General features: G+C 37.6%; 9 protein-coding genes and 1 pseudogene. 3 read left to right on the top strand and 7 right to left on the bottom strand.

The features are described from left to right. Nucleotides 1–155 precede the first annotated feature (155 nt). Nucleotides 156–629, bottom strand: a complete 474-nt coding sequence (locus MW688_RS15380; protein WP_486736892.1) for an ATP-binding protein — start codon at nt 627–629, stop codon at nt 156–158. A 189-nt stretch (nt 630–818) separates the two neighbouring features. On the opposite strand from MW688_RS15380, the gene MW688_RS15375 reads away from it, so the two are divergent. After that, a complete protein-coding gene (locus MW688_RS15375) occupies nt 819–1,964 on the top strand; it encodes a SpoIIE family protein phosphatase (RefSeq protein ID WP_486736891.1) in 1,146 nt (381 codons plus the stop codon). 42 nt (nt 1,965–2,006) lie between these two features. Here MW688_RS15375 and MW688_RS15370 read toward each other — a convergent pair whose 3' ends face one another. Continuing rightward, the gene (locus MW688_RS15370; protein WP_486736890.1) at nt 2,007–2,330 is read right to left on the bottom strand and encodes an STAS domain-containing protein; all 324 of its coding nucleotides are present in this window, start codon (nt 2,328–2,330) and stop codon (nt 2,007–2,009) included. A gap of 263 nt (nt 2,331–2,593) precedes the next feature. Here MW688_RS15370 and MW688_RS15365 point away from each other — a divergent pair, with 263 nt between their 5' ends. Both MW688_RS15365 and MW688_RS15360 read left to right on the top strand, forming a co-directional pair. Next, nucleotides 2,594–3,310: a hypothetical protein gene (locus tag MW688_RS15365; RefSeq protein WP_486736889.1), complete on the top strand. Its 717-nt coding sequence runs from the start codon at nt 2,594–2,596 to the stop codon at nt 3,308–3,310. Nucleotides 3,311–3,368: 58 nt separating this feature from the next. Further along, nucleotides 3,369–4,850 (top strand): leucyl aminopeptidase, encoded by a 1,482-nt coding sequence (locus tag MW688_RS15360; protein WP_486736888.1) that lies wholly within the window; start codon nt 3,369–3,371, stop codon nt 4,848–4,850. Between the two features lie 151 nt (nt 4,851–5,001). On the opposite strand, the gene MW688_RS15355 is transcribed toward MW688_RS15360, so the two are convergent. From MW688_RS15355 to MW688_RS15335, 5 genes and pseudogenes are all read right to left on the bottom strand, one after another. After that, complete coding sequence (locus tag MW688_RS15355) at nt 5,002–6,405, bottom strand: alanine/glycine:cation symporter family protein (RefSeq protein WP_486736887.1); 1,404 nt, start codon at nt 6,403–6,405, stop codon at nt 5,002–5,004. A 20-nt stretch (nt 6,406–6,425) separates the two neighbouring features. After that, a complete protein-coding gene (locus MW688_RS15350) occupies nt 6,426–6,737 on the bottom strand; it encodes a DUF3067 family protein (RefSeq protein WP_486736886.1) in 312 nt (103 codons plus the stop codon). 415 nt (nt 6,738–7,152) lie between these two features. Further along, a pseudogene (locus MW688_RS15345) lies at nt 7,153–7,890 on the bottom strand (Rpn family recombination-promoting nuclease/putative transposase); the annotation flags it as partial. Nucleotides 7,891–7,917: 27 nt separating this feature from the next. Then, nucleotides 7,918–9,726 (bottom strand): group II intron reverse transcriptase/maturase, encoded by a 1,809-nt coding sequence (ltrA, locus tag MW688_RS15340; RefSeq protein ID WP_486736885.1) that lies wholly within the window; start codon nt 9,724–9,726, stop codon nt 7,918–7,920. Between the two features lie 1,260 nt (nt 9,727–10,986). Then, nucleotides 10,987–11,445, bottom strand: coding sequence for a GUN4 domain-containing protein (locus MW688_RS15335; protein WP_486736884.1), 459 nt, complete (start codon nt 11,443–11,445; stop codon nt 10,987–10,989). Nucleotides 11,446–11,724: the final 279 nt, after the last annotated feature.

The raw sequence follows: 11,724 nt of genomic DNA, 5'->3' as shown, positions 1-11,724 counted from the left end.
CCAAACCATTAACTGGTAAAGGCTGGCAATTTTGAGCAGGTTTTCTCTCGCGGTGGGCTACCCATTGCGCCGGAAGCGCTCTCTTCCCACCGCTGTTCCTTCCTATAATCGTACTTGTTTTGGTTATCAAAAGTAAAGTCGGGAGAGCCTATAATTTAAACAGGATTTACCTTGGAGGTAAATTGCTTAACTATGAGGAGACAGTTCCGTTGATCTTGACTACGAACATAACTTAAATGATCGGCAATTTTTTTGAGTATGTGTAAACCTTGTCCGCCTGCTTGTAGAGAAGGAGAGGGAAGATGTTTATGGGCTTTCATAAAAGCTTCTAAATCAAAAGGAGGACCATAATCCCAAATGCGAATTTCTATCTGAGCATTAGTTATCAGAATTTCAACATTAATAGGAATATTTTGCTCTAAACCAGAATGAGCATGACGTACCGCATTAGTAAAGCCCTCAGCCAGTGCTAGTTTACATTGTAACCAATCTTCCTGGGGAATCCATGACTGATTCAGTTCTTCTAATTCCCATAAAACTTGCTCTAAAGCTTTTAATTCAGTTTCTACTGTAAAAGACAATTTCTTGAACACTTGCAAGGTAGTCTTGCCTCGTTTAACTAGTAGTATCACCTATTTTCTTTTACATTTTAGCTAAATATAGATTTGAGCTATGATAATAATTTAATTAAGTTAACAAATCTTTTAACTTATTCAGTCCATTTAAAAGCAAATAATCCTGCTCATATTCAACATTTATGCCATATTATAGATCTTGTTACTTGCTTTTTTGTGCTTTAATCTTATTATTTGACCTTTATGATGAAAATCCTGATTATTGATGATGACCCAACAATTCAGGTAGTGTTGAGGAGAATTTTAGCTCCTGAAGGTTACAAAATTCTTATAGCAAGTAGTGGTGAAGAAGGGGTGAAAATTGCCCATCAAGAAAAACCGGCTCTAATTATCTGTGATTGGAGAATGCCTGGAATTACGGGACTAGATGTTTGTAAAAAAATTAAATCTAATCCTCAATTATCTACTAGTTTCTTTATTTTGTTGACAAGTGCAGATTCTACCGAAGAAAACAAAGTAATTGGTCTAGATGCAGGTTGTGATGACTTTTTATCCAAAACAGTCATGCACAAGCATCATGAGTTAAAAGCGCGAGTTCGTTCGGCTTTGAGAGTATATTGTCTTCATCAGGAATTACAATTAGAGAAACAACATTTAGAACAAGAATTAGAAGGAGCGGCAGAATATGTACGCTCTATTTTACCCAAGCCTCTGGTGGGAAAAAAGACGAAAATTGAAGCTGAGTTCATTCCTTCTCGGCAACTCGGTGGCGATAGCTTTGATTATTATTGGTTAGACAAAGATAACTTAGCGATTTATTTGATTGATGTCTCAGGACATGGTTTAAAAGCTGCTTTTCCTTCTTTGTCTTTACTTAATTTATTGCGGTCTCGTAATTTAAATCAAGTTAATTTTTACCGTCCTAAGGAAGTGTTAGCTGGCTTAAACCGTACCTTTTTTATGACTCAAAACCACGATTACTATTACACTATCTGGTATGGAGTTTATAATCTTAAGAGAAATCGACTTGTCTACAGTAGTGCAGGTCATCCTCCCGCTGTGTTAATTTATCGAGATTCTAGAGGAATACCAACGGAAGTTTGTTTGAATTTAAAAGCCTTTCCCATTGGTTTGTTTGAAAAAGCCGATTATCAAGAGACAAGTTGTTCAATTATTCCTAATTCTAGGCTATATGTTTTTAGTGATGGTATTTATGAGATTGAAACTAGTTATGGTATAGTCTGGGGAATGCAGAATTTTATTGATACACTTAAAACTCATTATCAATATCACGATCATTTAGATGAGTTGTTAGCTAAAGTCAGTGAAATTAATCCCTATAGAGATTTTGCCGATGATTTATCGATTATTCAAGTTGACTTTAGTTAACTTTTAGTAAATACAAAAATAACTAGAACTATTAACTAGTTTTTAGGATTTGATAACTTTTTCCTGAAAGTCTTGAGGGTTATCAAAAATTTCAAAAACCCGATCCATACTAGTTAACTCAAATAACATAGCAATTTGTTCATTGATTGAACATAAATAAAGTGCTACATCAGCAGCTCTAGCTCTTTTCCAGGAAAGCACTAAAACTCCTAATCCAGAACTATCCATAAAAGTAACATGTTGAAAATCAATCAAAATAATTTTGGCTCCTTGTTCAATCATCTCAGTGATTCTTTCACGAAAATCATCTGCTTGAGTTCCATCAAGAATACCAGATGGTTGAAAAGTATTAAAAGTTAATTCCATATTTACTATTTTTCGTTAAACTTTAAAATATTATCTGTTTAAATTGTCACAAGTGCAAGGAAAAACTAAAATTGTTCGATACCGGCTTATAGATAAGCTGTCTTGAGTGGTTGATGGGTTGTGGAAATCCTCAAAAAACTTATTAAATTTATCTAAAATAGCCCTAACTACCAACGGACATCTCAGGATGAATCAGGTCTACTCATTCATACCTGTACTCCTAAAATGATCATACAAACGAATGCAGCTAAAGAAATTTGAGTATGTATAAAGCTATTATTGTAATTAATGCAGAAATCCAAGAAAAAAATAAAATAGTTCCTATTTCACCAGCAACAGATAAAATGGTTAAAGCTCTAGAAAAAGCGATCGCCAACCAAACAATAGGAAAAACCCAAACAGAAGAATCCATAGAAATTGAGGTGGCACCAGCAGTCAAGCTAAAATCTCAGCAGAACGAATCAAATCCCGAAAAAACGACCATATATTGTCCCTTAACGATTGAGATACCTAATTATTTTGTGTTTCCCGCCCAGAAAATATATGAAATCTGTAAAGATGTCTCGGGATTACGAACAGAAGTAAAAGAAAGACTAGGTTACAGAGTAGATAGAGAAACATCAGTTTTTGGTGATTTATGGTTACCAATTATCTTAACCGCAAAAGGACCAGTTTACGGAGAAGTAATTGGTGAAGGAGCAATACCTAACTCTTATCAACAACCAATTCATTTAAATGATCGCCTGCGTCAATCTGTCTATAAATTAGCATATCAGTTGCTAAACTTTTTACAAGCAACCAATTCAGTGTATCTGCTGCAATTTAGCTGTCATGGTCAAGAAATTATTTTTGATCGCCTGTGGCCATTTCCCGCAGCTCCCGCCTTAGCAAGTTTAAATAAACAACAACCAAATCTCTATGCCTGCTATTGGTATTGCTTGACTAATCAACCTATACCAGAATTAATTATCAAAAAATGAACTAAGTTAAGATTGCTACAATAAAAAAAATACTGGTAACCAAGGAAAAGAAAAAATAATGCTAATTCAGGCAACAGCAACGCCACAACTAGATTGGACTGGAGATGCTATGGCGATCGCTATGTGGGAAGAACAAACACAATTAACTGATGATTTAGCTAAGTTAGATAGTCAACTAGATTCTAGTATCAGTGAATTAATTGCTGATACAGAATTTACCGCTAAATCTAATACAATGGTATTCACTCGTATAGGTAGTAAAAGTCCCATTCGCAAAATTATCTTAGTAGGGTTAGGAAAACAAACAGAAGCTAACCTGGATACAATTAGATGTGGTGCGGCAGCAGTAGCTCGTATAGCGGACCAGGAAAAAGTAAAAACCTTAGCTGTGAATTTCCCCCTAATTAAGAAGGATGAGACAGCTAAAATAGCTCAAGCAATCACCGAAGGTATAATCTTAGCATTACACAAGGATAAACGTTTTAAATCAGAAGAAGAAAACGGGGAACTAAAATTAAATACGATTGATTTATTAGGATTAGCAGGAGAAGAAGAAGCTATTAACCGGGGGGAGAAAATAGCTAATGGAGTAATCTTAGCAAGAGAATTAGTGGCAGCTCCCGCTAATATCATTAACCCCGTAACTCTAGCAGAAACTGCCAGCAAAATCGCCGAAGAAAACGGTTTAGAGTTAGAAATATTAGAAAAAAAAGAATGTGAAGAATTGGGAATGGGAGCATTCTTAGGGGTAGCAATGGCTTCAGACTTACCACCAAAATTTGTTCACTTAACCTATAAATCTAAATCAACACCAAAACGGAAACTAGCTATAGTCGGGAAAGGCTTAACCTTTGACTCCGGTGGACTAAATATCAAAGGCGCAGGCAGTGGCATAGAAACCATGAAAATGGATATGGGAGGAGCTGCCGCTACCTTTGGGGCCGCAAGTGCGATCGCGCAATTACAACCAGAAGGAGTAGAAGTTCACTTCATCAGTGCTATTACCGAAAATATGATTAGTGGGCACGCCATGCACCCAGGAGATATTCTCAAGGCTTCCAATGGTAAAACTATTGAAGTTAATAATACCGATGCTGAAGGGCGCCTAACCCTCGCCGATGCCTTAGTATTTGCTGAAAAATTAGGAGTAGATGCGATTGTAGATTTAGCTACCCTTACAGGTGCTTGTATAGTAGCTTTAGGAGATAATATTGGGGGTTTATGGAGTAGTGATGAGCAACTCGCTACAGAGATCAAAAAAGCCTCAGAATCAGCAGGTGAAAAGTTCTGGCAGTTACCCCTAGAAGAACCTTATTTTGAAAAAATGAAGTCAGAAATAGCTGATATGAAGAATACTGGTTCTCGTGCAGGTGGTGCGATTACGGCAGCTTTATTCCTCAAACAGTTTGTAAACGAGACCCCTTGGGCACATTTAGATATAGCGGGACCTGTTTGGGCAGAAAAACCCCAGGGTGTAGATAACTCCGGGGCTACAGGTTTTCCCGTACGTACCCTGGTTAATTGGGTTTGCCAAGGTTAAACTTTTGATGAGTATATAGGGTACGGGTGAAAAAGTAAGTTTTTGAGTATGAGCACCGGGCGCAAGCCTTGCTTGGCACTTTTTTAAAAAGCCGGGCGCAAGCAAGAGCGCCCCTACTTGGCACTTTTTTAAAAAGAAAACCACTACTTATTTAAGAATAAAGATATTTTTCCCAATAATTATTTAATTCTCTAGCAACTAGGGGAGAAAGACAATAAAGACCAATTAAATTAGGGAAAGCCATAGTAATAAATAGGGCATCACTAAACTCAATCACTGTTTGAGGCTTAATAATTGAACCTAGGAATATAGCTAGTAAAAAGAGAATCTGATAGAGAATCGCGCTTTTTTCCCCAAATAGATAACTCCAACACAGTTGACCATAATATCCCCAAGTAATCATCGTAGAAAAAGCAAAGAAGAAAACGGCGATCGCTAAAACATAGGGAAACCAACTAACTACCGTACTCAAAGCTGCTGAAGTTAAAGCGGCACCTGGTAAGTTTTGATATTGGGGGTCATTGTAAACACCTGTAACGATTAAAGTTAGGGCCGTAAGGTTACAAATTATAATAGTATCTATAAAAGGTTCTAGCAAGGCGACAAAACCCTCCCGCACCGATTCACTAGTTTTAGCGGCCGCATGGGCGATCGCCGCAATTCCTACACCCGCTTCACAGGAAAATGCTGAACGTCGAAAGCCTTGAATTATTGCCCCAGTAACCCCTCCAGTCACAGCCTTAGGGAAAAAGGCTTGGGTAATGATAGTTTCCATTGCCTTAGGAATTACAGAGAAATTAGCCACAATTACCCAAACACAGGCAAAAATATAAATGCCACACATAATCGGAATCAAAAATTCTGCTACTAAGCCAATACGACGAATTCCCCCAATAATCACTAAACCCACTAAAACTGCGACTCCTAAACCATAAATCCAACTAAAATTAGTTAAGCTAGGAATAACAGTAGTAACAGCTACTAGAGATTGATTAGCTTGATAAATACTCGAACTTCCTAAGGCAGAGGCGATCGCCAAAAGAGCAAAACTAGTAGCCAAAATTTTACCCACAAGAGGTTGTCCCAAACTAGCTAAACCTGCTTCTAAATAGTACATAGGACCTCCTGCCACTGTACCATCAGACTTAATTTGGCGGTATTTATGACCTAGAGTACATTCAGTAAATTTACTAGCCATCCCCAAAAAACCCGCTAGAGTCATCCAAAAAACTGCCCCAGGACCTCCTATATTAATAGCAATAGCTACCCCAGCAATATTTCCTAAACCGACGGTAGCAGAAACAGCTACACTTAAAGCAGCAAAGTGAGAGACTTCTCCCACTTCTTCTTCTTGATCATACCTACCCGCCACAATGGCGATCGCATGTTTAAACCCGAATAAATTTATCAGTTTCATTCTCAGGGTTAAAAATAAGCCCCCAGCCACTAACCAGAGAACAATTAATGGTATGCCATTTTTTCCCCCAATCGAGAAAAAAATAATCCCGTTGATGATTGCTAGTAGTCTTTCTAGGTACTTACTTACTGTTTCCATATTGTATTTTAACTATATACTCAATCTAATATCCATTCAGAAGACCTCTCACCCAAATCTAAAGGAATACTAACAACTTTACCTAGGCGGGGTTTTTCTTTGGTAGTTTGAATATAAGTAATCACTTGATTTAATCCACCCCAAGCATTAAGATAGGCAAGAATACCATTAAGGTGTTCTAAATATTCTGTTTCCGAGAGAGGAAAAGAGGCTTGTTCTAAATATCTCCACATTACTTGTACAAAAATCTTATTTTTAAATTTTCTTAACTGGATATCAAAAGAGTAACCCCATTTGTCAATTAGCAGTTGTTGTAGTTGTTTATTGGTCATTTTTTTAGTTTCATTGATAATAATTAAGTCTTATTACTTAACATTAACTTAAAATCAAGAACTGGTGGCAAGTTTTGGAGAAGATCATCTCCTCAGACCTTGCATTTTTACCCAAAGTTACTGGTTGTGGTTGAGTAATGAGTAATGATTTTTGAAGTCTTGAAGTAATGAGTGAAGTGTGGGAAGAGAATGACTTTTAAACTTTCGTAGAGATAGAAAAATAAAGAAACGTGGGAAAACCCAATTTGGTATGAATTTGGAATTTGGCAAAAAAGGGTTAGTTTCCAAAGGGATAAAATTATTTCGCTATGGATAGAGAAAAAATTTAAGGGAACCAATGGTTCCCTTTATCCAAAAAAAAACTTATATAATTAAATACCTATATAGTTGATATACTTTAAATATAACTAAGAAGTTATTTTTGATTATTTAACCAAGTTTCTAAATCTGACAAGCTTTGAAAATCTAGTAACGCTTCTCCTAAGTTTTCTAATTCTTCTACCGATAAATTGCGGATTTGTTCAGTTACATTTTCAGAAATTGTACCCACTCTTTTATTTAATAGTCTCAGAACTAGATTAGCCGCTTCTACTTGTTTGCCTTCAGCTAGTCCTGACTGTTTTCCTCTTGCTTCAGCTTCAGCTTGTATTTCTTGATAAATCACTGACTCTTTCATAATTTCCTCCCTTAATACTCTATTGATAAATATTTTATCCAAAACCAAACCGGCTAAAATCGCGCTGGTAGCCGTTAAGTTACTTTTTTGAGTTCTATCTTCAATTGAGTCTATTTCATTTCCTACCTGCCGTAATATGTCTTCTGGATTATCTGTTTGAGATAGAACAGCAAATGGTAATAGTCCTGGGTATTCTAACAGTTGTTCTGATGGCACTTCCCATAGCCTGATTACATTAAAGCGATGCTGTGTTTCATTTAAAGAAAAAGTTGTTTGATTAACTAAATTTGAACCAGTTTTTCTTAAATAAATTACTACTTGATAAACTTCTTTTTCAGGATAAATGCGATACAACCTCAGTCGATAATCAGTCATTCTGAACGGTACGTTAGGAACTGGGTCTGTTTGAAATTCAACATGCAATATTTTATTAGCTGATTGCAGGAAGATGACACTATCAGCACGGATAGGTTCAACTTGTAGCTCAGTTGGTTCAAGGTTAAACTAAGCACTGGAGTCACCTCCAGCACTCGTCTTCAAAACCGGACGTGAGACTTTCACCTCATCCGGCTCCTCAACTACTTGACTCTTGTCATGAGTATCTTTTCGTAGGCTCCTATCTGTTCTAGTTTTTGCGTCATGGCAATGAGCATGTATCAGCTGTAAGTTATCGTACGTATCTTTACCACCTTTACATCTAGGAATTATGTGGTCTACTTCCCACATATCATTGTGTTGAAACTCTTTGTGGCAGATTGTACATTTACCTTTTTGCTGTTTTAATAGTTTTTGCTCTCTGGTTGTTAGTCCTTTTGATGTTGATAGCCTTTGTCCCCAATAAACCTTGTCTCCATCGTAGGGGCTTACGCTTCCTTTGACTTTAACATGTCTAACAATTGGTGTATCATCGTGCTCGTATAGTTCATTTCCCTTTTCGGATTTAAAAACCCATTTTCGGGATTTCGTTCTGAGCACATCTACCTTACATTTTCCTTCGTTGACTTCAAAGAAGTATTTATTCTTAACCCATTTCTTCTTTTTATTAGGATGTCGGCGTTCCGTCCATCTCTTAAGAACCCCATACGTGAGGTGTCTTAGGCTAGAAAATACTTTTTTACTGACTACTCCGGAGTAGTAGTTGCACCATCCTCGGATTATTGGATTTAGGAGTCCTATCAGTATATCCTGCGACACACTTCTATTTGCTCTTATGATGTCTGCTATCTTGAGGTAGTGCTTTTTGATTGCCTTTTCGGAGGGTTTGATTAAGGTTTTAAATCCCAATTTCTCTCCGTTTGACTTCTTACCGCAATTATGTTTAGACAATGGGTATTGTCTCACGTTGAATCCGAGGAAATCGAACCCATCTGAGGTATGCACTAGCTTTGTCTTTTCATCCTTAAGTTGTAGCCCGATTGGTTCGAGGAGTGAGCTTATGATTTCTTTCGCTCTTTCTACCGTTTCTTTTGATTCGTGTATTACCACGAAATCATCCGCATATCTTATGAATGAGAATGACTTCAAATTGTCTTTCTTTTTTCCCTTCCACGTTTTCACCCATTCGTTCAGCTGATTTTCTATTCCGTGTAAGGCAATGTTTGCCAATAATGGTGAGATGATTCCACCTTGTGGCGTGCCTTCACTTGTAGGGAATAGTTCTTTGTTTTCCATGAACCCCGATTTTAGCCACCTTTTGATTTGACGTCTGAAAGTTACTGGACAATCCCCTAATTTGTTCAGTAGATATTCATGGTTAATTTTGTCAAAGCATTTCGCTATATCAGCATCTAACACCCATTTTTGCTTTTGGCTTATTTGTATGAAAATTGCCGTTATAGCATCGTGGCACGACCGACCTGGTCGGAATCCATAACTGTTTGGTTCGAAAACCGCTTCCCATTCTGGTTCTAATGCCAGTTTTAGTAACATTTGAACTGCTCTATCCCATATAGTTGGAATAGATAGGGGTCTCTTTTCACCATTTGCTTTAGGAATATAAATTCTCCTTAACGGTTTGGCTTTTCCATCTATCCGTAGATTTTTAAGTAGACCCATGCGTTGTTTGGGTGTCAGGACTCTACGTCCATCAACCCCGGCGGTTCTCTTACCTCTGTTTTCTTGGGTTACTTTACGTATGGCTAGGGCTTTAGCACTACGACTATTAACTAACAACCGTTGCAGACGCTTGACTAGCTTCTGGTTACCCGCTACTTTGGCTCGATATATTCTCTTTTGGAGCTTCCAGACAACTTTTTCCACTTGTTTCCAGGGGATAGATTGCCAGTCGCTATACTCGATTTTCATCTCATTCATGCTTTATTTGTCTCCTATTTGGGACTATATCTTTCAAGTAATCGGTTAACTTTTTGCATATCCACTCTCATTACAAGAGGGCGTTAGCTTCGGTTAACATCCTTGCCCCTTATCCCTTGCGCTGGTTACTACGAAAGATATCGACCTATCTAAGAGGTGATAAGAGGTTTTCCCCGTTCCGACCTTTGATTTCACGTTGCTTTTAGACTCCCTGACTACCCCGGATTTACTTGTGGAGTGCGATATTAGCACAGTAATTCTAATATCCATTCAATCTTTGACTGTTTGTCTCCTGCTTATCAGAACCGTTTAGCAGGATAAACCTTACGAGGCTTTGACAGGGTTCGTGTCACCTAGTCTTGAGCAACTTTGCTAGGGGAGGTCACCAGTTTGGTCTACCAGCTTATCCCCATTTCTCTGGAGCTTTAGACGATTGATAACCAGTCTCACGCCTATCCAGGATGCTTTAACGTGGCACTACACGAGGGGGAATTTAACCCTCATCAATCGGTCAGTTCTCCTAAAACCCTTACTGGTTCTAGTGTCTAGAGTTTAAGCCCCTCTAGAAACGGGTCGCACTACTGTTAGGTTGATAGGTTCTCCCAATAGCCATTGAGCTAAATCAGAGGAGAATTTTTCCGCAATAAATTTACAGATATTATCATACATGTTTAACGACGGCGAGTGAGGGTTTTAATTATTTTACATCAACTTGGTACATTTATACTAGCCTATTGAACTGTTACCCTCCTTAACTATTTCTCCACTTTAACTACACGAAAAGGCTCGCCGTACTCATTAGGGCTTGCTGAATAAATCTAGAACTTATAGTGGACAAAGATTTGAGCTGATTTTATACTTAAAAAAGTGCAAGGTTGAGGAATGTATTATGCTAAAAAGAGTGCATTTTTTTCTTTAATTACTAAAAAATTCATAAATCATTATTACCTTCTGCCTTCTGCCTCGGAGCCTCCTGCCTTTCTTCTCACCAAAACTTACTTTTTCAGCAGACCCTCATTAGACTCAAAAGTATAGTGACTGCTATTGATAACACGTGGGATTACCTCTTGCCGTTTGGTATAATTTGTTACTTTTTTTCCCTAATTTTCGTCAAGATTGAGAAAAAATCGATATGATGATTAAATTCAAGTATAATGCAAGCTAGGTCGCGTAACAGTTAATGAATCGCTGAAAGTCCTTTGATTGCGTTATTAATCTTTTGCTGGAAAAAAAAGTTGATCTCCCTAAATCCTAATGGTGTTATAGTTTAGAGAAGAGAAAAGAGATAATTAACCCATCCCCAGCCAAACCACCACCAAACGGGAGGTGTGCTTGTGGAGAGTATGTAGTAAAAGAAAGCTCGTTATAAGCTTTCCATTGATTTTCTGAGCGCCAACCAACGCGATCGCCAAATTTGTCTAATACCTCTAAATCCCACTCTCCTGGTGTGCCTCCACAATCAATCCAAATTTGTTTTTGCACCGAGAAGCCAAAATGACCTTGACTATATTTTACCCATAAGTGATCAATTATTTTCAACTCTTGTGGCGGAAAATTGCGACAATCATCATCATCTAAGTAACCTTGTTCTTCCCGATTCATGATTTTTAGCATTAATTTTGCTGTTTCTTCATCTGCTTCTTTCCATTGTTCTGCTGCTAACAATGATTTTAATTTGTCGTAGCGGGGATTTATTGGTTCATTTGGCAAATTTGACATCAGTTGGTTTCCTAGCTTGAATTTTTGATTTGATTCCTAAAGCTTGTACACCGATAGCCAGATAAAATTAATGTTGGGTTATCTCCCGGCCCAACCTACTGGTATCTTGTATCACCATTTTTTAAGCACTAGAAGGACGCTAGGCGATCGCTCATAATTAAGTAGAGTGCAAAGTATGTAGTAATTAAGTATGTAGGGGCGCAAGGCTTGCGCCCTTACCAAAGTTTGCTTATAGCTATTCCCACGAAAGACAAAAACAAAAAGATATTATTTTTGGCG

This window comes from Johannesbaptistia floridana (assembly GCF_057440575.1).
This window is presented reverse-complemented; position numbering and strand designations above follow the sequence as displayed.

Coding starts and splice junctions, on each gene's coding strand:
- MW688_RS15355 (WP_486736887.1), bottom strand. CDS start 6,405: ATGGAAACAGTAAGTAAGTACCTAGAAAGACTACTAGCAATCATCAAC.
- ltrA (WP_486736885.1), bottom strand. CDS start 9,726: ATGAATGAGATGAAAATCGAGTATAGCGACTGGCAATCTATCCCCTGG.
- MW688_RS15350 (WP_486736886.1), bottom strand. CDS start 6,737: ATGACCAATAAACAACTACAACAACTGCTAATTGACAAATGGGGTTAC.
- MW688_RS15375 (WP_486736891.1), top strand. CDS start 819: ATGATGAAAATCCTGATTATTGATGATGACCCAACAATTCAGGTAGTG.
- MW688_RS15365 (WP_486736889.1), top strand. CDS start 2,594: ATGTATAAAGCTATTATTGTAATTAATGCAGAAATCCAAGAAAAAAAT.
- MW688_RS15360 (WP_486736888.1), top strand. CDS start 3,369: ATGCTAATTCAGGCAACAGCAACGCCACAACTAGATTGGACTGGAGAT.
- MW688_RS15335 (WP_486736884.1), bottom strand. CDS start 11,445: ATGTCAAATTTGCCAAATGAACCAATAAATCCCCGCTACGACAAATTA.
- MW688_RS15370 (WP_486736890.1), bottom strand. CDS start 2,330: ATGGAATTAACTTTTAATACTTTTCAACCATCTGGTATTCTTGATGGA.